The following is a 22,981-nucleotide window of genomic DNA, read 5'->3' as shown; positions in this document are numbered from 1 at the left end:
GGCGAGGGCCCGTGCGGCCGCCCCGGTGCCAGGCGTCCAGCGCCTCCGCGGCCCGCCGCCACCGGTCGAACCCGGCCCGGGGATCGAGCAGCTCCTCATCGGTCCCGGCGTCGCCGAGGTGCTCCCTCCACAGGTTGTTCCCGCGCTCGGGCGGGGTCAGGAACCAGTCTTCGAGTGGCGCCATCCGGCCGCATTCCTACCCATTCGGAGGATCGGGCATCGGCGGCTCCGGGGTAGCGTCTTTCCGTGAGGCTCACGACGAGGGGTCGGCGGGTGGCGGCCGCGGTGGTCGGCATCACGCTCGTGGCCGGCGGCCTGTTCGCGTGGCGGGTGGCCACCCGCGACCCACTGGTCCGGCCGGACGACGTCTGCCGGGAACGGCCTCCGCTCAGCACGTGGCACGGGGTCACCCTCCAGCCCGTGGCGATGCGGGCGCTCCGGAAGGCGCAGCGGCTGGCCGGCGGGGCCATCCAGGTGGTCCAGAGCTACCGGTCGTGCGGGCAGCAAGGGGAGGCGTGCTGGGCCATCTGCGGGGACGCCGACGGGTGCCCCGGGCGCTGCGCGTCGCCGGGGACCTCGTATCACCAGCTCGGGGCGGCCGTGGACATCACGCAGCTCAGCCTGGACACGCCGGGCGTGATCCGTTCCTTGGAACGAGCCGGATGGTGCCAGTCCGAACCGGCCAGCGACCCCGGCCACTTCTCGTTCGACGGCTGCCACTGAACGTCCGGGTGCCAGGCGCGGCGCCGCGGTCGGCGCTGGGGGAAACGGGCGCGGTGCGCGCCCGGTCAGCGCCAGTCGATCGAGACGACCTCGACCGGCTCGGCGATGCCCTTCAGGGTCTCGGTCCTCGGCTCGGAGGCCTGGTACCGGGTCCCGGCGGCGGTGACCTGGCTGGCCAGGATCTGGCCCGGACCGGCCAGGGCGGCGATCCTGGCCGCCTCGTGCACACCCTTGCCCCGGAAGTTCCGTGCCACCTGCGTGGCCTCAGACGCGTGCACGCCGATCCTCACTTGCGGTGCGAACCCCTGGGTCCGGCGGTGGTCGGCCAGCTTCCGCTGAATGGCCACCGCGCAGGCCAGGGCGGCCTCGGGGCTGTCGAAGCCCACGAAGAATCCGTCGCCGGTCGCGGTGACCTCGTCGCCCTGGTGCGCGGCGAAGAGCGCCCGGAGCGTCTCGTCGTGCCAGCGCAGCAGGACCTCCCACGCCTCGTCGCCGAGCGCCTCCACCAGCTGCGTGGAGCCCACCATGTCGGTGAACATGAAGGTCTTCATGACCCGCTGGGACCGCCCGGCGCCGGCGCTCCTGAGCTGCCACGGCAGGAGCTCGGCGACCTCCTCGATCACCACGGCCAGGGTGGGGCACGCCAGCGCGGCCTCGCGGAGCAGCTCCTCCTCCACGCTGTCCGGGTCCACCACGGCGGCCTTGGCGAAGTCGCCCTCGTGCCAATCGAACGCTGTTGGCGCAATGGTGACGCAGTTGCCGGCGCCGATGCACCGGTGGCGGTCCACCCGGACCCGCAGCACGGCTACAGCACTCCCTCGCGCAGCGCGAATGCAGTGGCCTCGCCCCGCGAGGACGCGCCAATCTTGGCGAACATCTCCTGGAGCTTGACCCGGACCGACGCCTCGTCCGAGCCCAGACGCTCGGCCATCTCGGCCGTCGTCATGCCCTCGGTCAGCAGGCCGAGGAGACGGCGCTCCTCCTCGTCCAGGCCCGCCACCGCCCCGTTGCCCTGGGCCCCGATTGTGGCCTCGGTGGACACCTGGCCGGCCAGCCGGCTCCACTCGCTGCCGATGGGCCCTCGGAACCACTTGACCCTAATTTCCTCATCCACCGTCCGCTGAGCCGTCATGGCCAGCAGGATCTGGAGGAACATCCGGATCGTCTGCTTCTCGTGCTCCTCTCCGCCGGCCAGGATGGCCCTGGCCGTGGGGAGCAGCATCTCCGGATAGACGTCCTCGCGCATGGCCTCCTGGAGCGCCGACGCGACGGCCCGGCCGGCCGCTCCGGCCGCCGGGAGGTCGCCCCGGGCCAGCGCCACCTCGGCCAGGGCCGCGTCGGCATAGGCGCCCCACGGCTGGTGGGCCACGAACCCCAGCACCAGCTCCTTGGCCCCGTGAGCCGAGCGTTCGGCCAGCGACAGCAGCTCCTCGTCGCCACGCTGTGCGCCCAGCCGCGCGGCCTCGATGGCCAGCCTGGCCAGGACCTCGCAGCGCGCGGACGGCCGGCCCTGGTCGGTGGCCAGGTCGAGGGCCCGCTCGAAGTGTTCGCGCATGCCCGGGGCGTCGCCCGCGGCCGCGCGGGCCTGGCCTCGCCAAAGCTCCATCCGGCGGGCTCGCAGCGGGGTGGGGGCCGCCGCCGCGGCCTGCGCCGCGAGGTCCAGCCACCGTTCCGCCTCCTGGACGTCCCCCACGTCCAGGTGGGCCAGGGCCGTCCCGCCCGCGGCCAGGAACTCCAGCGAGCGGTCGCCCAGGGTCTTCGCGGCCCAGTAGGCCTCCTCCCCGCGCGAGATGGCCAGGTCCGGGATGACCTTGGCCCGGGCGAACACGTGGACCCCATACGCCATCTGCGCGTCCGCCGCGGCCCGCTCGCTCTCCTTGGAGAAGGAGCGCATCCGCTGGGCGAGGTTCCGGATCTCCTCGATCCGCTGCGCGGCGTTGGAGCCGATATGGATCTCGGCGCCGTAGCGCAGGTAGGCCAGGGCGATGATCGAGGACATCACCCCTCGGCGGTCGCCGATCTTCTCGAACAGCTCCAGCGCGTTCTGGAGGTGCTCCCGGGCGGCCATCACGTTCGGAGCGATGGGAAGGGTGGGCAGGACCTCGTCGACCGTCTCGCCGGCCGCGATGCGGGCCAGGAACGCGACCGCCTCTCCCGCCTTCACCTGTTCCACGAACCACCCGCGGACCCGACCGATCTCGATGCAGCCGAGCTCGCGGGTGGCGGCGGCCAGGGCGGGGTCGTCGCCCAGTTCCCGGGCCAGCTCGGCCGCGCGTCCGAACGCTTCCTCGGCCGCGTCGAAGTCGACCTCCGCCGCAGAAGCGGTGAACCCCTCGCCGAGCTCGGTCCGGACCAGGGCTTGGCCCAGCTCGAGGCACGCGGCCAGCTCCGCCTGGGCGTCGCCGCGCTCACAGGCCAGGTCCCGGACCCGGTGGGCCAGGTCGGAGGCGCGGTCCTCCTCGCCCGAAATGCGGAGCGCGGCTGCGCGGCGCAGCATGACCTGGAGCTCGAGGTGCGGATCGCCGAGGGCGTCCACCAGCGCACTCAGCTCGGCCAGCCCTTCCAGGCGGTCGCTGGGCCGCCGGAGCATGTCCAGGGCGTCGTCGCGGAGGGACAGCAGGGTCACCCGGTCCGCCGGGATGGAGGTCACCGGCAGCGCGACCTCCACCGCGCGCAGCACTTCCTCCGGGGCGTGCGACGCCAGGGCCGCCCGGGCGGCATCGATGGAGTACCGGGCGCACTGCTCCGTGTCGCCGGACTCGGCGGCGTGGTGGGCGAGCAGGGGAAGGCTCTCCACCGAGGGCTCGCCACCCTCGGTCAGCAGGTGGACGATCGCGGCGTGGATGGCCCGCCGGCGGGGCGGCGACAGGGCGGCCAGGGAGAACTGGCGGACCTGCTCGTGGCTGAAGCTGTAGTCGGCCGGCGCCCCCTGCGTGTGCTGGTTCAGCAACCCCGCCGTCACGGCGGGAGCCATCGACTCGGCCAGCCGGGCCATGTCGGCCTCGGCGTCCGGATCGCCCAGGCGGGCCTTCACCGCCTGGAGGTCGCGCAGGCTGAAGCTGCGTCCAAGCACGGCGGCCTCGGACAGGGAGACCTTCGCGTCCTCAGGCAGCTGCCCGGCCCGGCGCTGGATGAGGGTCTGGACGGCTGACGGCGCCAGCCGGTCGGCGTTCTTGGCCAGGCTCCACGTGCCGTCGATCTGCTGGATCATGCCGGCGTCCCGGAACGCCCGGACCAGCTCCTCCAGGATGAACGGGACCCCCTCGGCCTGGGCGTGGATGGTGGCGGCGCCGGCCACGTCGACCGGCCCGCCGAGGTGCTGGCGGAGGAAGGCAGCGGTCTCCGCGGGTGTGAAGCGGTCCAGCCTCAGGCGGCGGATCAGGCCGATCCGCTCCATGTCGGCGATGAGGTTGACCGCCTCGGTGAGCACCGCGGTTTCCTCCGGACGCATGGCCAGGAGCAGGAAGATCGGGCTGGCCGCGTCGGTCCGGACGGCGTAGCGGAGGGCCCGCAGGCTGTCCTCGTCCGCCCACTGCACGTCGTCGGCGAACAGGGCCACCGGCTTCACCAGAGCAAGCGCGCGAAGGGCCAGCGCGACGAGGTCGAACTGGCGGAGAAGCTTCTGGTCCGCCGGCAGGGTTTCCAGGCTGGCATCGCCGTGGCCCGACAGCGCCTGGAGGGCCCGGCGCAGGACCGGCTCGGCGTCAGTTCCCTGGACGGCCTCCGCTGCGTCCGGGGAGGACAGGACCGAGCGCATGAGCAGGAAGGGCCCCCGGAGGGTCTCGTCGGCCGCGACCGCCACGGAGATGAAACCGGTGTCTGTGGCCATCTGGGTCGCCGCCAGCAGCAAGCGGGTCTTGCCGATCCCCGGCTCGCCCTCGAGCGTGACAGCCGCAAGGCCGTTGCGGCTCGAGGCCATCTCGGACTCGATGGCTGCCAGTTCCGCGGCCCGCCCCACCACGGCGCCGCTCACTCGCCGCATCTGGAAGGCCAGCGGGCACAGCGCCTGGAGGACGGGGTCCGAGGCGAGCGCGGTGGCGGCGTTCATCGGTCGGTGTGGGTGGGGTCGGCCGGAGTCACGCTCCGAGTATCCCAGCCTCCATCGGTGGCGGAACGGCCGGGTTTCAGCCGCGGACCTTGGCGAGCTGCCGGGACAGCGCGACGAGCGTTCCGGCCTGGTCCCAGATCTCGCCGTCCTCCTCCAGGTAGCCCCCGATCACGTACCTGGTCTGGAACCGGCACTGCAACCACCCGGGGACCGGCCGCCCCCGGCCGTGCACCGTGAGCTCGATGGTGGGCACCCACTGGATCTCCTCGAGCAGGTGGAACATGGTCGGGGGAAAGGAATCGGCGAACAGCGGCAGCGAGAGCGAGTCCGGCTCCCGACCGTCCGCGAACCGGACCCATCCCTCCATCAGCCCGCGCCCGCTTCGGAGTCCGACCGCGAACCCGGCGGACTCGGGCGTCAGCCGCATGTCGAACTGCTCGAGGAACTGAGGGGCGATCGGACCGGCGGCCGGGATGCACGCGTCCGGACCCGGGATGTCCGGACGCTCGCCGCTCACGATGGTCGGCCCGTCCATGGCGCCCAGGTCGCCGAAGGTCGCCCCGACGTACACGCGGCGCTCGCCGCCCTGTTCGAGCCAGGCCACGCCGACCGAGTGGCCCCGGCCCGCGCGGACCGCCTCCACTTGGACCTCGACGGGACCGGGTGAGACGCGGCTCGGATAGTGCGCGGACACGGCCACCGGGTCGGGATGGGGAAGCGCCTCGCGAAGCGCGGACAGGGCGATCGACAGGAGGTAGCCGCCGTTCGGCGCCGACCCGATGTTCCATTTCGGCTCGACCTCGCCATGCCAGCGAGCCTCGCCCGCCGGTTGGACGGCGATCCCGCGATCGAACGCCGAGCTGTCGTGGTCGATGGGGGGCCTGGACATCAGCTCCTCCTCAGGCGGGCCGGATGCTAGCTGGTGCTGAAGATGCAAGGAAGACGATGCCGGGAACTGGTGGCATGGGCGCGAGGGTCGGATTTGTCGCACTTTCTGGCTTTCGCCCGGTTCGGCCGGGGGTTTCTGGGTACATCAACCCGGAACCGCAGAAGGAGGTGAACATGGCCCTTCGCGCCGACGACCTCCAGCGCGACGAACTCCTCGCCCGCTACCTCGAGGCGTCCCACCGCTACGAGACCGGGCAGCCCCGTACCACCGATGGCGACCTCATGCTGGTCAGGTACCTGAAGGCCCTGGAGCGCCACCACCAGCCCCCGCTCGACGTCAGGACGTGCACGCACTGCGGCCGCCAGGCCGCGTTCAACCACGACGCCGGCGGCTGGGGAGTGTGCTCCGCCTGCGGCGTCCTGGCCTGATCCCGCTCCGCGCGCAGCCGACGGCCGCCACGCGCCCGGGGGCTCGAGTCCGGTGTTCGCCTCGGCTCCGTCAACCCAGGGGACCTGCGCGCAGGTCTCCGCCTCGAAGGTGGTCTGCACCCTCGGCACGTTGACGAACGGCCAGACCGTGACCATCGGGATCCAGGCGCAGGTCGTCTCCAGTGGGAAGGCCACGAACTCGGCCTCCGTCACGAACACGAGCGTCGATTCGTTCGCCGGGACCAGCGTCTCGAGGGTCACCACCGACATCCCTCCCTCCTGATCGGGTCGATCGTCCCGCCGGGAGGCTGGCGGAAACGCGCCGGCCGTGCGAGGTTGCGGGGCGGCAACCGCCGTTTGGGGACAACGGGTGACCGTGCGCGACCGGAGACGCGTGGCGATGCCGTTGATGCTCGCCGCTGGCCTGGCCGTGGCCGGATGGTCGTCGCCGGCCCGAGGCAGCGACCTGGTGCGGCCCGCGTTCGCAGCGGCGAGGTGCCGGACGCCGAAGGGCGTGCTCGGGGCCCCGGTCCGTTCCTACCTGGCGGGTCGAAAGAGCGTGGTCGCGGCCGCCGTGTATGACGCCGTGAACGGCAGGACCTACGTCCTTCACCCCAAGCTTCAGTTCGACACCGGCAGCATCGTCAAGGTCCAGATCATGGGGGCGGTGTTCCGGCGGGCCATGCGGGCCCACCGGCCGCTCACCTCGAGCGAGCGCAGCCTGATGACCAGGATGATCGAGATCAGCGACAACGACGCGGCCACCGCCCTGTGGAACGAGGTCGGGGGGACCGTGGGCGTGGGGGCCTTCGACCGGCTCATCCCGATGCCGGGCACCGTCCCGAACCGGTTCCACTGGGGAGGCACACTCACCACCGGGCCCGACAACGTGGCGCTCATCCGCCACTACGCGTACCCGAGCAACGTCCTGCCGCCGAAGCGCCGGGCCTTCGGGATGTACCTGATGGAGCACGTGGTCGCCTCGCAGCGGTGGGGCGTATCTGCGGGCGTGGCGCCGGGATCGACCGTCGCGCTCAAGAACGGCTGGCTGCCCATCGCTTCCGGGAACTGGGAGATCAACAGCATCGGCTACGTGCATGGGCACGGTCGCGACTACGTGATCGCCGTGCTGTCGAACCACAATCCGTCGATGCCGTACGGGGTCTTCACGCTGAGCCACGTTTCGCGGCTGGTGTGGCAATCGCTGGCCTGCTGACCTGGGGGGCCGGGCGCCGCCGGGACGCCGCTCAGGCACGAACCGGGAATCTCATACCCTCCTATTACCGAAGCGCTACAACTCCGGCACGCCGATGAGGCGCCTTGCCAGCCGGTGCCGGGTACGTTCGCTGGTATGCATCCCAGTTCCGCGGCCACACCTCCGTTCCGCCTGGCCCGGCCCCGTCCTCGGGTCAACGCCTACCAGGCCGGCGTGATCGCCGCGGCCCGCGTGGCCGCGCGGCTGAGTCGGGTGGTGGGGGCCGGCGGCGGGACCAGCGCGCCGGGCATCCTGATCGAGCGGCTGGCCCCCGGGTTCGTCGAGCGGCGCGCGGCGGCGTTCCCGTCGGGCGCCGTGGTCGTGTCCGGGACCAACGGCAAGACGACCACCACCGCCATGATCGCGGGCATCCTGGAGGCCGAAGGCGAGCGCGTGGTCACCAACGCGAGCGGTGCGAACCTGTTCCGGGGCGTGGCCGCGGCCCTGGCCACGGCCTCCCCCGACGCGACCGTCGGGGTGTTCGAGGTCGACGAGGGCGCCCTGGCGCGCGTGGTCCGGATGGTCCGGCCCCGGGTCCTCGTGCTGACCAACGTCTTCCGGGACCAGCTGGACCGGTTCGGGGAACCGGAGACGGTGGCGGGGCTGCTGCGGGAGGCCGCCCAGCAGCTCCCCCCGGGCACATCGGTGGTGGCCAACGCCGACGATCCGCTGCTGTGGGAGGCCCTCGGCATCACCCCGGCCGAGCGCATCGGCTTCGGGGTCGACGCGCCGGACGGCGGCGACCGGCCCACCATCGGGGGCGACCCGGAGATCTGCCCGCGGTGCGGTGCCTCGCTCCGGTACGAGCGGCGGACGTTCGCCCACCTGGGGCAGGCCAGGTGCGACGGCTGCGAATGGACCTCAGGCCCTGCGGCGCTCCGAGCCCGGGTGAGCGGCGCGGTGCGGCTGGGGTTCATGCCCCTCGACCTGGCCGGGGAGCGGTTCGTCCTGCCGCTGGGCGGCCTGCACAACGCCTACAACGCCGCCGCCGCGGTGGCCGCCGCGCGGGCCATGGGCATCCCGCCGGCGCGCTCGACCGCCGCCCTGGAGGGGTTCCGCCCCCGGTTCGGGCGGGCCGAGGAGCTCCAGTTCGGCGAACGGACGCTGTGGGTCGTGCTGATGAAGAATCCCGCCGGGGCCGACGCGATCATCCAGCAGGTGGCCGCGGAGCCCGCCCTGGGCGCGGTGGTCGTGGCGGTGAGCGACCTCGCGGCGGACGGGCGCGACATCTCGTGGATCTGGGACGCGGAGTTCGAGTGGCTGGCCGGCCTCGACGTCCCCGTGGTGGCCGCCGGGCGGCGGGCCCCCGACGTCGCCGTGCGCCTCCAGTACGCCGGGATCGAGGCGGCCGCCGTGTGCGTCGAGCCGGCGGAGGCGCTGGCCGCGGCGGCGGCCAAGAGTCCGGCGGACCGGCCCATCGCCACGCTCGCGACGTACACCGCGATGCTCGACATCCGACGCGCCGTGCTGGGGTCCCGGGCCGCCAGCGTGGCGGACGTGGCCTGAGTGAGCCCTCGCGTTCGTCTTCGTTGAGCCCCGACCTCCGGATCGCCCACCTCTATCCGGACCTCCTGCGTACGTACGGAGACCGGGGAAACCTGCTCGCGCTGGTGCGGCGCTCGGAGTGGCGAGGATTCTCCGTGGAGGTCGAACCGGTGGGACGGGGCGACCGAATGGCCAGCGGGCCTGACATCGTTCTGATCGGGGGAGGCACGGACCGGGTGCAGGAGGCCATCGGGGAGGATCTGCTGTCGCGTCGCGCGTTCCTCTCCGGCGCCGCGGAGGAGGGGACTGTGGTGCTCGGCATCTGCGGCGGCTACCAGCTGCTCGGCCACCGGTACGTCGACGCGGAGGGCCGGGAGATCCCGGGGCTCGGCCTACTGGATGCGGAGACCCGCGCCGGGAGCCCGCGCATCATCGGCCGGGTGCAGGCCGAGGCCACGCTGTGGGGACGATCGTTCGAGCTGTTCGGCTTCGAGAACCACCGGGGCCGCACCGTTTTGGGCCAGACGGCCACGGCGCTGGCCGCCGTGCCGAGGAAGCAGGGGAACAACGGCGAGGACGGGACGGAGGGCGCGGTGCAGGGGACCATCGTGGGGACCTACCTGCACGGACCGGTGCTGCCCGCCAACCCCGAGCTGGCGGACGCCATCCTGGAGCGGGCCCTTTCCAGGGCGACCGGCGGCGAGCCCCTGGCCCCGTTGGACGACTCCGCGGAGCGGGAAGCGCACGAGCTGGCACGTAAGCTGAAGCGGTGAAGCGAATCCGCGCGCTCGCCGTGTCCACGCTCGCGGTCTCGATCCTGCTGCCGGCGTGCGGTGGCGGAGGCGGTGCCTCGTCCCCAACCGGCAACCCGTCCGGTTCCGCGAACCCCGAGCTGGCCGCGGCGCGAAAGGCGTTCTGCCGGGACCTCGTCGCCGTGGGTGGCGGAGCCGTGACCCGGCCTCCGGCCATCGCCCGGCTGCTGCCGCATCTGCGCAAGGACGCCGCGTCCTACCGGCAAGCGGGCGACCCGGCCGACGCAGCGCGGGTGCTCGCCTTCGCGTCGGCCCTGGCCCGGGTCCGGGCCGCCCAGCTGGGGCACGAGGACCCCACGAAGGCGAACGCCCTGGTCCAGAGGGCGGCCGCGAACCTTCCCAACTGCACGCCGTGAGCAGCGGGAACCTGCCGCGGCACCTCATGCGTCGCCGGCGCCGACGCCCGCTCGTCCCGCTGGTGGCGCTCCTCGTACTGGTCACGGCGGGAGTGGCGTGGCAGGTGACCCGCGGCCACGGCGGCTCCCCCGGAGCCCACACGTCGACCGGCCCGCCGCCGACCTCGCCGGCCGTCCAGCCGAACGGCTGCAACGTCGTGAACCCCAAGGCCACGTGCCGCGTCCTGGCCGGCACGAACCCCATCAAGCACATCGTGTTCCTGGTGAAGGAGAACCGGACCTTCGACACGTTCTTCGGCAAGTACCCTGGGGCCGACGGCGTGACCACCGGGAAGGGCCTGTCGGGCGGCAAGACGGTGGACATCCCGCTGACGCCGGCCCCGGACGTGCAGCCGCACGACATCACCCATGGGTTCGTCTCGGGGATCCTGTCCATCGACGGCGGGAAGATGGACGGCTACAACACGATCCTGGACGGGACCGACAAGTCGGGCTACGACGTGATGAGCCGCAACTGCGCCGTGTCGCCCACGCCGAAGCCCGGCCGGCCGGGGTCGGGATGCATCCCCAACTACTACAAGTACGCGGACCGCTTCGTGCTGGCCGACCACTTCTTCAGTTCGATGTACGGGCCGACCACCCCGGAGCACCTCTACACCATCGCGGCGCAGGACTACGGCATCGTCGACAACCCGCAGAACATCAAGACGTCCAAGGGCGTCCCGACCATGTGCGACGACCCGTCCGAGACCGCCCCGGCCTTCGACATGCCGGGCCTCACCGCGGCGCAGGTGAAGCAGATCAAGTTCTGGGAGGACCACGTCCAGCAGCACTACCCGGACTACGTGTTCAAGATCGCGCACTTCTGGCACCAGCAGCGGCTGTGCTTCGACATGAAGCTGGTGTCCGACGAGCTCGACTCGGCGGGCGTGAGCTGGCGCTATTACACCGACGACGACACGATCTACAACGCGATGCAGGCCATCGACCACGTGTGGAACGGCGCCGACCGCAAGGACGTCCAGCCGCCCGAGCAGTTCATCGCGGACATCAAGGCCGGGAACATGCCGGCGGTGTCCTGGATCAACCCGCCCGCCTCGTACAACGAGCACCCCGGGGCGGGGGTCAGCGTCTGCGCGGGCGAGAACTGGACCGTCCAGCACATCAACGCGGTCATGCACTCGAAGTACTGGGCCTCCACGGCGATCGTCGTGGTGTGGGACGACTTCGGCGGGTTCTACGACCACGCGGCCCCTCCGCACTACGACGTCCTCGGGCTCGGTCCCCGGGTCCCCGCGCTGATCATCTCGCCGTGGACCCGTCACGGGAACGGCCCCGACGGCGGCCTGGTCGACCACCACACCTACGAGTTCTCCTCGGTCCTGAGCTTCATCGAGGACACGTTCAGCCTGAAGCCGCTCACCCAGCGTGACCAGCAGGCCGACCCGCTGTCGGGCGCGTTCGACTTCACGCAGCAGCCGGACCTGAAGCCGCTGATCCTCCAGTACCGCACGGACTGTCCCTACGGGTCCGACCTGACGCCCGAGTAGCCGGCGACGGCCGGGCGGCAGGCTGGTTTGAGAACGGCATGAATTCGGTGTGTTCCTTCTTGGGCCGCTTCGAGGCGGGTACGGTCTGAAACCACCAAGCCAGGCGGGGCGAACCAAGGCTGAAGGCTGAGGCTGTCGGCGTCCGCCAACGCAGCCGCCACCCGAGAAGGATGCGCAGGCCGCTCTCATGATCGATCCCGCCCAGGAGCTCGTCCCCGAGGACGTCGCCGTTGCGTCTCCCGCCATCGCGCCTTCCCCCATCACCGCCCCCGCTCCCGCCGTCTTGGCCCTCGAGCGAGCCGCCGCGCCGTGGCCGTCGACGTTTCGCCGGACGGCGGCCGCGGTGGTTCGGGGAGCCCGGCCGAAGCAGTGGATGAAGAACGTGCTGGTGTTCGCCGCGCCCGGCGCCGCCGGGGTCCTCGGCCACGAACGGGTGCTGGTCCGCACGTCGGTCGCGTTCGCCGCGTTCTGCCTGGTGGCCAGCGCGACCTATCTCCTGAACGACGTGGTGGACGCGGAGACCGACCGGCGCCACGCCCGGAAGCGGTCCCGGCCGGTGGCCTCGGGCGAGTTGTCGCCGGGGGCGGCCCTGGCCGCGGCGGTGGCGATCGGCGCGGCCGGCCTGGCGCTGGGTGCGGCGGTGGGGCTGCCGTTCCTGGCCGCCCTCGGCGTGTACGTGGCCTCGAGCGTGAGCTACTCGCTGTGGCTGAAGCGGGTGGCGGTCGTCGAGATGGGCGTGGTGGCGTCAGGGTTCATCGTCCGGGCGGTGGCCGGGAGCCTGGTCGCCTCGGTGCATCTCTCGCAGTGGTTCCTCATCCTGACGTCGTTCGCCTCGCTGCTGGTGGTGGCGGGCAAGCGCTTCGCGGAGTTCCGAGCCGGCGGCTCGCGGACCGGAGCGACCCGGGCCACGCTCGTGCCGTACACGGTGGAGTTCCTCCGGTTCGTGTGGATGACCGGCGCCGCGGTCGCGATCACCGCGTACTGCCTGTGGGCGTTCTCGCGGCCCCAGGCCGACCTGGACTTCCCGTGGGGCAAGCTCTCCATCGTCCCGTTCGTGCTCGCATTGCTGCGCTACGGCCTGCTCCTCGAATCGGGGCAGGGCGAATCGCCGGAAGACTTGCTGCTCGCCGACCGGGCGCTCCAGGTGCTGGCGCTGCTGTGGCTCGGGCTGTTCGTGTGCGGGGTCTACCTTGGGCCCTGACGGCCTGGCGCGCGGCGCGGGGGACGGCGGCGAGGGTCGGCTGCTGTCGGGGTGGGGGCGGACCGCCCCGACCTTCGCGGAGGTCCACCGGCCCCGAACCATGGCCGACCTGGAGCGGCTGGTCGAGACGGCCGGCTTCCGAGGCCTGATCGCACGGGGGCTGGGGCGGAGCTACGGGGACGCCGCCCAGAACGCGGGCGGCCGGGTGGTGCTGCTGTCTGGGCTCGGTGGCCTCGAGACCGCGGACGCCCCCACAGACCTGGCCTCGGGCCTAGCCGCGGGTCGGGTCACGGTCGGCGCCGGGACCAGCCTCGACACGCTCATGCGCGCGCTGGTTCCCCGGGGCTGGTTCATGCCGGTCACGCCGGGCACCCGCCAAGTCACCGTCGGCGGAGCCATCGCCAGCGACGTCCACGGCAAGAACCACCACGTCGACGGCGGGTTCACCGACCACGTCGATTCCATGGACCTGCTGGCTCCGGGCGGGGGGCCGGTCACGGTGACGCGGGGCTCGGAGGACGGGGCCTTCCGGGCCACGGCCGGCGGCATGGGCCTGACGGGGGTGATCGTGCAGGCCACCCTCCGGCTCCTGCCGGTGCAGACCTCGCGCCTCCGCTTGGACACCGACCGGGCCTCGGACCTGGACGACCTGATGGCGCGCATGGAAGAGGGCGACCACCGGTACCGGTACTCGGTGGCCTGGATCGACTGCCTGGCCCGCGGACGCCACCTGGGGCGGGGGGTGCTGGCCCGGGGCGACCACGCGGGCCTCGACGAACTGTCGCCGAAGGACCGGCGCGATCCGTTGCGGTTCGCGCCCCGCCACAGCGCCGAGGTGCCTCCCCTGGTCCCATCAGGGCTCCTGCGACCGGCCACGGCCAGGGTTTTCAACGAGGCCTGGTTCCGGAAGGCCCCGCGGTTGGAGCGCGGCCGCCTCCAGCCGCTGTCGGGCTTCTTCCATCCGCTGGACGCCGTGGGGTCGTGGAACCGCTTGTACGGGCCACGAGGCTTCGTGCAGTACCAGTTCGTGGTGCCGTTCGGACGGGAGGACGCGGTCCGCGCCGCTCTGGAGCTGCTGTCGGCCGCGAACTGCCCGTCGTTCCTCGGCGTGCTGAAACGCTTCGGCCCCGGCCACGGGATGCTCTCGTTCCCGGTTCCCGGGTGGACCCTCGCCCTCGACATCCCAGCGTCGGCGCCGGAGCTGGGCCCGACGTTGGACCGGCTGGACGACATGGTGGCCGAGGCCGGCGGGCGGGTGTACCTGGCCAAGGACGCCCGGCTGCGGCCGGAGCTGCTCGGCGCCATGTACCCGGAGCTCGACCGATGGCGGGAGGTGCGAGCGCGGCTGGACCCGGGCCACGTCCTACGCTCGGACCTGGACCGGAGGCTGGGCCTGAGCGACGTGGGCGGGCCGGCTGCACCTGTCCGGGCCCGCCCGCGGGCGGCGGCCGCCACATGAGGGACGGCCTGGGATCGATGCAGTCGCTGCTGGTGCTGGGCGGCGGCTCGGACATCGGGCTGGCCACGGCCCGGGCCATGGTGGCGGACCGCACGCGCACCGTGGTCCTCGCGGCGCGGAAGCCCGAGCGCCTCGAGCCCGCCGTCCACGACCTTCGCGGCCGGGGGGCGACACGGGTGGAAGCGCTCGAGTTCGATGCCCGCGACTACGAGCGCCACCCGGGCTTCGTGGACGCGGTGTTCGAGCGTTTCGGCGACCTCGACGTGGTCCTGGTGGCGTTCGGGGTCCTGGGCGACCAGGAGGCGGCGGAGCGCGACCCCCAGGCCGCCCTGGACGTCATGGCCACCAACTTCCTGGGCGCGGTGTCGGTGCTGATTCCGGTGGCCGGCCGCATGGTGCAGCAGGGGCACGGCTCGATCGTGGTCCTGTCGTCCGTGGCGGGCGAGCGGGCCCGGAAGTCGAACTTCGTGTACGGGGCGTCCAAGGCCGGACTGGACGCGTTCGCCCAGGGCCTCGGGGACCGGCTTGCCGGGACTGGCGTGCACGTGCTGGTGGTCCGGCCCGGCTTCGTCCGCACCAAGATGACCGCCGGCCGTAAGCCTCTACCGCTCTCCACGACTCCGCAGGAGGTTGCCGGGGCCGTCGTCCAGGGCCTGCGGCGCGACGCGCACACGGTATGGGTGCCGCCGGCGCTCCGAGTCGCGATGTTCGGGCTCCGTCACCTTCCCCGGCCGGTGTTCCGGCGAATCGAGGTTTGACCGCATGAGCACCACCGAGCGCACCACGGCCTCCTCGGAGACCGAAGCGGGGCCCGAGGCTCCTCCTGCGGCGCCGGGAACGCCGAAGCGCGTCGGTCGCCGCGGGCGCCGCCGACGGTGGCGCCTCCGCCGCATCGCCGCCATCGTGCTGGTGGTGGTGCTGGTCCCGGTGGGGTGGTCCTACGTCGGAGCCCTGACCGCGCCGGGCAGCGCCCCCTGGACGGCGCGGACCGTGGAATGGATCAGCGACCACGGGGGCCGCGGGCTGGTGGTGCGAATCGAGCGGTGGTGGTACTCGTGGCACAAGCCGCCGGTGGGCGGGACCCCGCCGGGTGGGCTTCCACGTGGCGCCGGGGTGTTCCGCGGCGGGTCGGGCCAGCTGCCGGCAACGCGGCATCTTCCTCCCCACCTCCCCCGGCCCGCAGACGTCACGCCGCTGGCGTCGCCTCACCTGAAGCGGGAGGGCGTGTGGCGTGCGACGGGACGGACCGTGGACGGCATCCCGGCCATGTACACGACCTCCCTCCGGCCGGACAGCGTCCACACCAGCCTGGTGGCGGGGGTGGCGTGGATGGACACCAAGCTCCTGCGGGCCGTGCTGGTCGCCGGGACCCAGGAACCCGGTGGAAGCGGGTGGCCGTGGGGCGCGGAGGTGCCGCTACCGCGGCGGACTACCCTCGCGGCCACGTTCAACTCCGGATTCAAGCTGAGCGACTCGCGGGGCGGCTACTACTCGAACGGCCGATCGGCCGCGCCCCTCCTGAACGGCGAGGCGTCCCTGGTCATCTACGAGGGCGGGACGGCCACCGTGGCGAAGTGGGGCCGCGACGCAACGATGGGACCGAACGTGGCGTCGGTCCGCCAGAACCTGTCCCTGATCGTGGACCACGGTCGCCCGGTGCCCGGCCTGAGCCAGGACTCCATCGCGGTGTGGGGAGCGACGCTCGGCAACCAGCTCCTGGTGTGGCGCTCCGGGGTGGGGGTCGATCGGAACGGGGGGCTCCTGTACGCGGCCGGCCCGGGGATGTCGGTGGCGTCCCTGGCCCGGGTCCTGGCCGCCGCCGGAGCGGTGCGGGCCATGGAGCTCGACATCAACACCGACTGGACCTCGTTCAACTACTACCGGCCGGATCCGAAGAGCCAGCTCGGGGTGGATCCGTTCAAGCTGCTTCCGGACATGGCCCGCTCGCCGGACCGCTACCTGGTCCCGGACGAGCGCGACTTCGTCGCCATGTTCACTCGCGCGCATCGCTGAGCCTTCGGCGGCCCACCGCCAGCGCCCATCCCGCGGCGGTCGAGACCGCCAGCACAGCGACGCCTCCGCCCCCGCCCAGCCGCAGACCGGCCCGGTCGGCCAGGAGCCCGGCGATCGACAGGACCACCAGGCCGAGGGCGGGGGAGAGCGATGCCCTGGCGAGCCATCCGCCCGGAACGAGCGCCGCCGCCCACCCCGAGCCCGCCCCCGCCAGCCCCGCCACGATCCCCAGGACGAGCACGGCGAGGCCGAAGGTGGAGGGGCGCCTCGGTGTCGCTGCCGCCGGCAGCTCCGCCGCCGGTTGTGGACCCTCCACGACGAGGACCCCGGGGCTGATCGCGTGGCCGGGCACCGCGGTCCGCCCAGCGGCCGGGGAGGGGTTGAACGCGGCCAGCTCGATGACGATGGGATGTGGGCCCACCTCCTGGACCCCTGCCCAGAACCTCAGGGCGACTCGGTCGAATCGCCGGTTCGCGGGCTCGATGGTCGGCCGTCCCGCCAGGAGGTCCTCCACCCGTCCCAGGAAGAATGCGGTGGTCAGGATGTCCTGGGGCGGCAGGGCGTCGCGGATGATCCCCGCGGCGGCCACGCCGACCGCGAGGGAGTTCCCCGTGGGGGAGGGCTGGACCACGAACACCACCGGGCGGCCGGAGCCGTACCGCCGGAGGTACGAGCCGGCGGTCCGAGCCTGCGCGGTGGCCTGTTCCTGGGTGGCCGGGTAGGTGCGGAGCGGGTAGACATCCCACACCGGGTGGGCCCGGTCGAACCACACGCCGTGCGCGAGCAGGGCGAGCCCGGCCAGCGCCGCCAGGACGACCACGGCCCCGAGCGGCCGGCCCACCCATCGCACGTGGCCCGCGGCCCGGGCCACGGCGACCACCAGGCCGGCGACCAGGACCGGGATGGCCAGCGCGAACGCGATGAGCCGGTGGGCGGGGGCCCCGAATCCGGCGTGCAGGGCGACCACGGCGGCCGGCGCGGACAGCGCCCACACCAGCAGCAGGGCGAGCCCTCGGAGCCGGCGGGGCGTCGCGGGGAAGGCCGTCGCCACCGCCCCGGCCCCGGCGGCCGGCCCGAACGCCTGGAAGCGATACGCGGGGCCGTCCAGCCGGAGTTTCTTCAGGAACACGTTCCGGCCTCCCAGGGGGCGCTGGGGGAGCGATGGGGCGAGCAGCAGCAGCGCGCCACCGGCCGCCGCGCCGCCGGCGGTGATCCCCAGCAGCCGCGCCGACGGGGACCGCAGGAGCCCTCCGCCTCCGCGACGAGCCCGGAGCGACTCCGGAACCAGCACCACGGCCAGGCCCAGCAGGACCAGGGCGAACACCGCGGCGAAGGCCCAGTGGATGGTGGCGGCCCCCCCCAGCAGCAGGCTCGCCGCCACGCCCCCTCCCCGCCCGTCCACCGACGCCAGCGCGCACGTCCCGCACGCCAGGACCACCGCCGCGACCAGGAGGTTGTCGAGGTAGCCCAGCGACATCAGCGCGACGTTGACCGATCCGCCCACGGCCAGCCCGTACACGGGACGGCTCCACGCCGGCTCGCCCAACCCGTCCACGGCCAGGGCTCCGGCGGCCAGTCCGATCAGGACGGCCGCCACGGGCGCCACCACGAACGCCAGCCGGAGCGCCGGCGTGCCGGACGCGGCGTGCAGGATCGACGCCAGCACCGGGAAGGCCGGACGGTCCGCGTTCACGGTCGTCCCCGCGGGGACCCGCTGGATCGCACCGAGCCCCAGGACCCCGGCCAGGTCGCTCCGCCAGATGTACTTCAGCGTGTCGCTGGCGACCGGGCTGGCGAACCCCTTCGCCGCGTAGACCGACAGGAACTCGCCGGCCACGATCCCGCCCGCCACCAGGCTCGCCGCCGCCACCAGCAGGTCGACGGCCTCGCGGCCCAGCCATCCGGTCAACCCGCGGGCGGCGGTGGCGGCAGGGCCGGACACCCCGCGAATGTAGCGCACGTATCGAGGAAACCGGCGGTATGGTTGCCCCTCGTCCGCTCCGTCATCACCGGCAAGGAAAGGGGAACCCGTGCGGCCCATCTCACGCGTGCTGATCCCGTTGTTCATCGTGGCGGCGTTCGCCGCCCCGGCCTGGGCAGCCGGAGGCCGCAGCACGGCGGCGAAGGCCGGAGGCCACATCACCGTTTCCAAGGTGGTCGACGTCTCCCGCGACCAGACCTCGCAGAACGAGACGCCCCTCGCGGTGAACCCCGCGAACCACCAGAACCTGATCACCGGCAACAACGACTGGAACTACAACGACGGGTGCGGCGTGAACACGTCGCTCGACGGAGGCAAGACGTGGACCCCCACGCTGCCGAACGGGTTCCTCCCCGGGATCACGAAGTACACGAACGACCCGAACGTCCCGGGAACGGGCGCCTACGACGCCGGCGGCGACCCCACCATCGCGTTCTCGCCGGACGGCAAGACCGCGTACTACGTCTGCCAGGCGTTCAACTTCACCTCGCCGTACCAGATCGCGCTCCTGCTGAACCGGTCCACCGACGGCGGCCTGACCTGGCAGTCCACGGGATTGGCCAAGGTCTCCACGTTCAACGGCAACGGTGTGAGCAAGGGATCGAACGGGCAGTTCCCGGACCACGAGAACCTCCACCTGGACACCAGCGCCACCAGCCCGTACGAAGGGACCGTCTACGTGGCGTGGGCGCAGTTCAACGGCCAGGGGACGCACTCGCCGGTGAACGTGGCCGTGTCCCGGGATGGAGGGGCGACCTTCACCGTGTCGCAGGTCACCGCCGGCAACGTGCGGAACAACCAGGACCAGCGCATCGTCACCGCCCCGAACGGCGACGCCTACCTGACCTTCGACAACGGCATCCAGGGCGGGAAGGGCACCGCGCTGTACGTGAGCAAGTCGACCGACGGCGGGACGGCCTGGTCGGCGCCCGTCCAGTTCGCGACGCTCCAGAACCCCGTGTGCGTGTTCCCGCCGTACTGCTTCAACATCTCGGGCGGGCAGTTCCGGGCCGGCGGCACCTATCCGGCGCCGGCGTTCGACCCCGTCCGCGACCGGCTCGACGTCGCCTTCCCGGACATCCGCGGCACCTACGCGCAGATCTATTTGACGTCGCTCCGTCCCGACCTCACGGTGGCTCAGGCGCCCGCCGCCGTCGCACCGGCCAACGGCGACCGCTTCGAGAACGAGCTCACCATCGCCCCCAACGGGCGCATCGACGTCTCGTTCTACGATCGGAGCTACAGCGCCAACCAGCTCGTCGACCTGACCTTCGCCACCAGCTCGGACGGCGGCGCGACGTGGCGGACCGCTCGGGTCACGCCGCAGGGCTTCGACCCCTCGCAGTGGGGCGTCCCCAGCAGCTCGAGCAGCACCGGGTTCCGGCCGTTCATCGGCGACTACAACGGCCAGGTGTCCACGAACGACTGGTGCGGGATCACCTGGACCGGGTTCGCCCCGCCCCAGCCCTTCAACCTGGAGGTCGACTACGCGACCGTGACGCCATAGGCCGGAAGCCCCCTGGGCGCCGCGTCGATCACCACCTGGTCCGACCAGGGCCAGCGCCGCGTGTTCCCTCACGACCGGCCACCGCACGTGTGTGGCGAACATCCGTCTTGACAACCCGGGCAGGCCGGCAGTATGGTTCCCGAACGTTGTTCGGTATCGTCGAACAACGGACAAGATGTGAGGGCGGCGGCGGGCCGCCCAGGATCAGGGCCGGTCCTCGACGGGAGAACGGGCGAACGCCCCTCCCGGCGATCCGGCTCTCGAGAGCCGGAAGGGGGTGAGAGCGCGCCACGCCACGGCCTGCCGTGACCGACGCGCCGCAGTCCATGGAAGAGAACTCCTACCGTCAGAAGCTCCTGGCGGAAGTGTTCGGGACCGGATTCCTCGTCTTCATCGGGGTCGGTTCGGTCCCGGCCACGCTCCTGCTCGCACACGGCGGCAACCATCCGTTCACCATGGCGGACCTCGGGGTCATCTCGTTCGCCTTCGCCATGGTCGTGATCGCGATGGTGTACTCGCTCGGGCACATCTCGGGCTGCCACATCAACCCGGCGGTCACTCTCTCGCTGGCGGTGACGGGCAAGTTCCCGTGGAAGGACGTCGCGCCGTACATCACGGCGCAGGCCATCGGGGCCATCCTCGGCTCGCTGGCCATCCTGGCCACGCTGGGCTCCCAGGCCAAGGACCTCGGCCTGGGGGTGGCGGCGTTCAACCCGGATACCGTCGGCTACGGCCGGGCCATCTTCGCGGAGGCCATCGGCACCGGGATCCTCGTGTTCACGGTGTTCGGGGTCATCGACAAGCGCGCCCCGGCCGGCTACGCGGGCCTGGTCATCGGGTTCGTGGTGTTCGCCGCGATCATCGTGGTCGGGCCGGTGACCGGCGCCTCCATCAACCCGGCCCGGACGTTCGGGCCCATGCTGATCCTCCAGGCCTTCGGGGGAGCGGTGAAGTGGAGCCAGATCTGGGGCTACCTGATCGGCGAGTTCGGCGGCGGTGTGCTGGCGGCCCTCGCGTACGTGGCCATCGCCCAGACCAAGACCCGGCACGCGGCGGACATCGAGCTCACGCTGAAGGAAGCCACCACAGAGAGCCACGCGGTCCGGTAGTCGGGCCTGGGGCCAAGGAGGAGAGCATGAAGAAGCTCATCAACGACCCGGCGGACGTCGTCACCGACGCCCTGCGGGGCATGGCGGCGGCGCACCCGGAGCTCCGGGTGGACGTGGAGAAGCAGATCGTGTACCGGAGCGACGCGCCCAGGCCGGGGAAGGTGGCCCTGGTATCGGGCGGTGGCTCCGGCCACGAGCCCATGCACGGTGGGTTCGTGGGCATGGGGATGCTGGACGCGGCCTGTCCGGGGGCGGTGTTCACTTCTCCGGTTCCCGACCAGATGCTGGCGGCCACCCAGGGCGTGGACGGCGGGGCCGGTGTGGTCCACATCGTCAAGAACTACACCGGCGACGTCATGAACTTCCAGCTCGCCGCGGAGCTCGCCGCCGACGAGGGCGTGAAGGTGGAGTCGGTCCTGGTGAACGACGACGTGGCGGTGGAGGACAGCCTGTACACGGCGGGCCGCCGGGGGACCGGGGCCACGCCCATCGTGGAGAAGGTCGCCGGCGCCCTGGCCGAGTCTGGCGGGGACCTGGGCTCGGTGGCCACGGTGGCCAGGAAGGTGAACGAGCGGGCCCGCAGCTTCGGCACCGCCCTCACCTCCGGCACCACGCCGGCCGCGGGCACGCCCACGTTCGACCTCGGGGACGACGAGATCGAGCTCGGCATCGGCATCCACGGGGAGCCGGGTCGCGTCCGGCGCAAGATCGGGCCTGCATCCGAGCTGGTCGAGATCGCCGCGAACGCCATCCTCGAGGACTACCCCTTCGCCCGCGGGGACGACGCCCTGGTATTCGTGAACGGCATGGGCGGCACGCCCCAGATCGAGCTGTACGTGGTGTTCGCCGAGGTCGCGAAGATCCTGGAAGGGCGGGGCGTGAGGATCGCCCGCAGCCTGGTGGGCGACTTCGTGACCAGCCTGGACATGGCCGGCTACTCGCTGACGCTGGTCAAGCTGGACGACGAGCTGACGAAGCTGTGGGACGCGCCGGTCCGGACCCCCGCGCTACGATGGGGCGCCTAGCGCAGTCGCAGGCGGGGATCGGAGGAACCAGGCCGGTGGATGCCGCGTTCGTTCGAAGCTGGGTGGAGGAGATCGCCTCGGCCGTCGAGGTGGAGCGCGACCACCTCACCCAACTCGACGCCGCCATCGGGGACGCCGATCACGGCGTCAACATGCAGCGAGGGTTCTCCGCCGTGGTCTCGAAGCTGGCCGCGGCGGAGAGCTCACCTCCCGGCAAGGTCCTGACCACCGTGGGCGGAACCCTGATCTCCACGGTGGGAGGGGCGGCCGGCCCGCTGTACGGAACGGCGTTCCGGGAGGCCGGCAAGGACCTCGGGGACCAGGAGGAATTCGGTCCCGGCGAGCTCCTGTCGGCGCTCCGGGCGGGCCTGGAAGGGGTGCAGCGCCTGGGCGCGGCGACGCCGGGGGACAAGACCATGGTGGACGCCTTCGCTCCGGCCGTGGCGGCGTTCGCGGGCGAGCTGGACGCCGGCGGCTCGCTCACCGCGGCGACGGCCCGGGCCCGCGAGGCAGCCGAGGAGGGGATGCGGGCCACGATCCCGCTCCAGGCCAGGAAGGGTCGGGCCTCCTATCTGGGGCCCCGGAGCGTGGGTCATCAGGACCCGGGCGCGACCTCGACCGCGCTGGTCTTCGCCGCGCTGGAGCGGGTGGCGCGCCGATTCCAGCCGTGACCGGCCGGGTGTTCCGGGGCGTCCCCGCTTCCGGGGGGGTGGCCTCGGGCACGGTCTGGACGGCCTCGGGCCGGCGTGGCGGAGCCTCCAACGGAAACGGAAGCTCGTCCGTCGGTGTGGACGAGGCCTTCGACGCCGTGGCCCGCGACCTGACCGCGGCGGCGGCCCGACTGCGCGACGGGGGACACGCCGAGGAGGCCGACATCATCGCCGTCGGCGCCCTCATCGCGGAGGACCCCGTCCTGCGCGACGAGGTCGGTCATCTGGTGGGTTCGGGAACGGATCCCGAGATCGCGATCGCGTCGGTGGCGGAGCACCACGCCGCGGCCATGGAGGCCCTGCGGGACCCCGTGCTGCGGGAGCGGGCCGCGGACATCCGGCAGGTCGCCCGGCGGGCCGCGGCCTTCGTTCGCGGCGAACGGTCCGCCGGACCCACCGGCCCGGGACCGCACGTCCTGGTGGCGGAGGA

Annotated in this window: 22 protein-coding genes; 17 read left to right on the top strand and 5 right to left on the bottom strand. The window is 72.5% G+C overall.

The window, feature by feature from the left end; translation table 11 throughout:
* Positions 1-184 (bottom strand): hypothetical protein (locus tag M3Q23_12195; GenBank protein MDP9342826.1); only part of this gene is annotated, 184 nt, incomplete at its 3' end.
* 62 nt (positions 185-246) lie between these two features.
* Here M3Q23_12195 and M3Q23_12190 point away from each other — a divergent pair.
* Entirely contained in the window at positions 247-723 is a 477-nt protein-coding gene (locus M3Q23_12190; GenBank protein MDP9342825.1) for a D-alanyl-D-alanine carboxypeptidase family protein, read from the top strand.
* Between the two features lie 65 nt (positions 724-788).
* Here the strand turns inward: M3Q23_12190 and M3Q23_12185 are convergent, their stop codons facing one another.
* The 3 genes from M3Q23_12185 to M3Q23_12175 form a co-directional block, all read right to left on the bottom strand.
* Positions 789-1,526, bottom strand: a complete 738-nt coding sequence (locus M3Q23_12185; GenBank protein MDP9342824.1) for a ferredoxin — start codon at positions 1,524-1,526, stop codon at positions 789-791.
* A 2-nt stretch (positions 1,527-1,528) separates the two neighbouring features.
* Positions 1,529-4,771 carry an AAA family ATPase gene (locus M3Q23_12180; protein ID MDP9342823.1) on the bottom strand — a complete coding sequence of 1,081 codons (3,243 nt, stop codon included), beginning with the start codon at positions 4,769-4,771 and terminating at the stop codon, positions 1,529-1,531.
* A gap of 76 nt (positions 4,772-4,847) precedes the next feature.
* Positions 4,848-5,660 carry a thioesterase family protein gene (locus M3Q23_12175; GenBank protein ID MDP9342822.1) on the bottom strand — a complete coding sequence of 271 codons (813 nt, stop codon included), beginning with the start codon at positions 5,658-5,660 and terminating at the stop codon, positions 4,848-4,850.
* Between the two features lie 173 nt (positions 5,661-5,833).
* On the opposite strand from M3Q23_12175, the gene M3Q23_12170 reads away from it, so the two are divergent.
* The 11 genes from M3Q23_12170 (at position 5,834) to M3Q23_12120 (ending at position 16,219) form a co-directional block, all read left to right on the top strand.
* On the top strand, positions 5,834-6,088 hold the full coding sequence (locus tag M3Q23_12170) for a hypothetical protein (GenBank protein MDP9342821.1): 255 nt from the start codon (positions 5,834-5,836) through the stop codon (positions 6,086-6,088).
* 52 nt (positions 6,089-6,140) lie between these two features.
* Complete coding sequence (locus tag M3Q23_12165; GenBank protein ID MDP9342820.1) at positions 6,141-6,371, top strand: DUF11 domain-containing protein; 231 nt, start codon at positions 6,141-6,143, stop codon at positions 6,369-6,371.
* A 117-nt stretch (positions 6,372-6,488) separates the two neighbouring features.
* On the top strand, positions 6,489-7,304 hold the full coding sequence (locus M3Q23_12160; protein ID MDP9342819.1) for a class A beta-lactamase-related serine hydrolase: 816 nt from the start codon (positions 6,489-6,491) through the stop codon (positions 7,302-7,304).
* Positions 7,305-7,439: 135 nt separating this feature from the next.
* Positions 7,440-8,849: a MurT ligase domain-containing protein gene (locus tag M3Q23_12155; protein ID MDP9342818.1), complete on the top strand. Its 1,410-nt coding sequence runs from the start codon at positions 7,440-7,442 to the stop codon at positions 8,847-8,849.
* Positions 8,850-8,872: 23 nt separating this feature from the next.
* Entirely contained in the window at positions 8,873-9,601 is a 729-nt protein-coding gene (locus M3Q23_12150; GenBank protein ID MDP9342817.1) for a glutamine amidotransferase, read from the top strand.
* Positions 9,598-9,996 (top strand): hypothetical protein, encoded by a 399-nt coding sequence (locus M3Q23_12145; protein ID MDP9342816.1) that lies wholly within the window; start codon positions 9,598-9,600, stop codon positions 9,994-9,996. Before M3Q23_12150 ends, M3Q23_12145 begins: the two co-directional genes overlap by 4 nt.
* Positions 9,993-11,546, top strand: coding sequence for a hypothetical protein (locus tag M3Q23_12140; protein MDP9342815.1), 1,554 nt, complete (start codon positions 9,993-9,995; stop codon positions 11,544-11,546). Before M3Q23_12145 ends, M3Q23_12140 begins: the two co-directional genes overlap by 4 nt.
* A 187-nt stretch (positions 11,547-11,733) precedes the next feature.
* Positions 11,734-12,747, top strand: coding sequence for a decaprenyl-phosphate phosphoribosyltransferase (locus tag M3Q23_12135; GenBank protein ID MDP9342814.1), 1,014 nt, complete (start codon positions 11,734-11,736; stop codon positions 12,745-12,747).
* Positions 12,737-14,206 (top strand): FAD-binding oxidoreductase, encoded by a 1,470-nt coding sequence (locus M3Q23_12130; protein MDP9342813.1) that lies wholly within the window; start codon positions 12,737-12,739, stop codon positions 14,204-14,206. The genes M3Q23_12135 and M3Q23_12130 overlap by 11 nt, the downstream gene beginning before the upstream one ends.
* Complete coding sequence (locus tag M3Q23_12125; GenBank protein ID MDP9342812.1) at positions 14,203-14,964, top strand: decaprenylphospho-beta-D-erythro-pentofuranosid-2-ulose 2-reductase; 762 nt, start codon at positions 14,203-14,205, stop codon at positions 14,962-14,964. The genes M3Q23_12130 and M3Q23_12125 overlap by 4 nt, the downstream gene beginning before the upstream one ends.
* A gap of 4 nt (positions 14,965-14,968) precedes the next feature.
* Positions 14,969-16,219 carry a phosphodiester glycosidase family protein gene (locus M3Q23_12120; GenBank protein ID MDP9342811.1) on the top strand — a complete coding sequence of 417 codons (1,251 nt, stop codon included), beginning with the start codon at positions 14,969-14,971 and terminating at the stop codon, positions 16,217-16,219.
* Here the strand turns inward: M3Q23_12120 and M3Q23_12115 are convergent.
* Positions 16,200-18,161, bottom strand: coding sequence for a hypothetical protein (locus tag M3Q23_12115; protein ID MDP9342810.1), 1,962 nt, complete (start codon positions 18,159-18,161; stop codon positions 16,200-16,202). The two genes, M3Q23_12120 and M3Q23_12115, sit on opposite strands and share 20 nt — an antisense overlap.
* Before the next feature lie 88 nt (positions 18,162-18,249).
* Here M3Q23_12115 and M3Q23_12110 point away from each other — a divergent pair, with 88 nt between their 5' ends.
* The 5 genes from M3Q23_12110 to M3Q23_12090 all read left to right on the top strand — a co-directional run.
* Positions 18,250-19,707, top strand: coding sequence for a glycoside hydrolase (locus M3Q23_12110; protein MDP9342809.1), 1,458 nt, complete (start codon positions 18,250-18,252; stop codon positions 19,705-19,707).
* Between the two features lie 326 nt (positions 19,708-20,033).
* Positions 20,034-20,816 (top strand): aquaporin family protein, encoded by a 783-nt coding sequence (locus M3Q23_12105; GenBank protein ID MDP9342808.1) that lies wholly within the window; start codon positions 20,034-20,036, stop codon positions 20,814-20,816.
* A gap of 26 nt (positions 20,817-20,842) precedes the next feature.
* Positions 20,843-21,841 carry a dihydroxyacetone kinase subunit DhaK gene (gene dhaK / locus M3Q23_12100; GenBank protein ID MDP9342807.1) on the top strand — a complete coding sequence of 333 codons (999 nt, stop codon included), beginning with the start codon at positions 20,843-20,845 and terminating at the stop codon, positions 21,839-21,841.
* Positions 21,829-22,512, top strand: coding sequence for a dihydroxyacetone kinase subunit DhaL (gene dhaL, locus M3Q23_12095; protein ID MDP9342806.1), 684 nt, complete (start codon positions 21,829-21,831; stop codon positions 22,510-22,512). Before dhaK ends, dhaL begins: the two co-directional genes overlap by 13 nt.
* The coding region (locus M3Q23_12090; GenBank protein ID MDP9342805.1) for a hypothetical protein at positions 22,509-22,981 on the top strand (473 nt) is incomplete at its 3' end. The genes dhaL and M3Q23_12090, both read left to right, overlap by 4 nt.

This window comes from Actinomycetota bacterium (genome assembly GCA_030774015.1).
GTDB lineage: Bacteria > Actinomycetota > UBA4738 > UBA4738 > JACQTL01 > JALYLZ01.
The sequence above is the reverse complement of the archived record's forward strand: the minus strand, read 5'-3'. Positions and strand labels throughout refer to the sequence as shown.

Excerpts from the sequence above, each read along its gene's own strand:
- dhaL (MDP9342806.1), top strand. The coding sequence starts at position 21,829 with ATGGGGCGCCTAGCGCAGTCGCAGGCGGGGATCGGAGGAACCAGGCCG.
- M3Q23_12170 (MDP9342821.1), top strand. The coding sequence starts at position 5,834 with ATGGCCCTTCGCGCCGACGACCTCCAGCGCGACGAACTCCTCGCCCGC.
- M3Q23_12175 (MDP9342822.1), bottom strand. The coding sequence starts at position 5,660 with ATGTCCAGGCCCCCCATCGACCACGACAGCTCGGCGTTCGATCGCGGG.
- M3Q23_12125 (MDP9342812.1), top strand. The coding sequence starts at position 14,203 with ATGAGGGACGGCCTGGGATCGATGCAGTCGCTGCTGGTGCTGGGCGGC.
- M3Q23_12105 (MDP9342808.1), top strand. The coding sequence starts at position 20,034 with ATGGAAGAGAACTCCTACCGTCAGAAGCTCCTGGCGGAAGTGTTCGGG.
- dhaK (MDP9342807.1), top strand. The coding sequence starts at position 20,843 with ATGAAGAAGCTCATCAACGACCCGGCGGACGTCGTCACCGACGCCCTG.
- M3Q23_12180 (MDP9342823.1), bottom strand. The coding sequence starts at position 4,771 with ATGAACGCCGCCACCGCGCTCGCCTCGGACCCCGTCCTCCAGGCGCTG.
- M3Q23_12120 (MDP9342811.1), top strand. The coding sequence starts at position 14,969 with ATGAGCACCACCGAGCGCACCACGGCCTCCTCGGAGACCGAAGCGGGG.
- M3Q23_12155 (MDP9342818.1), top strand. The coding sequence starts at position 7,440 with ATGCATCCCAGTTCCGCGGCCACACCTCCGTTCCGCCTGGCCCGGCCC.
- M3Q23_12135 (MDP9342814.1), top strand. The coding sequence starts at position 11,734 with ATGATCGATCCCGCCCAGGAGCTCGTCCCCGAGGACGTCGCCGTTGCG.
- M3Q23_12160 (MDP9342819.1), top strand. The coding sequence starts at position 6,489 with ATGCCGTTGATGCTCGCCGCTGGCCTGGCCGTGGCCGGATGGTCGTCG.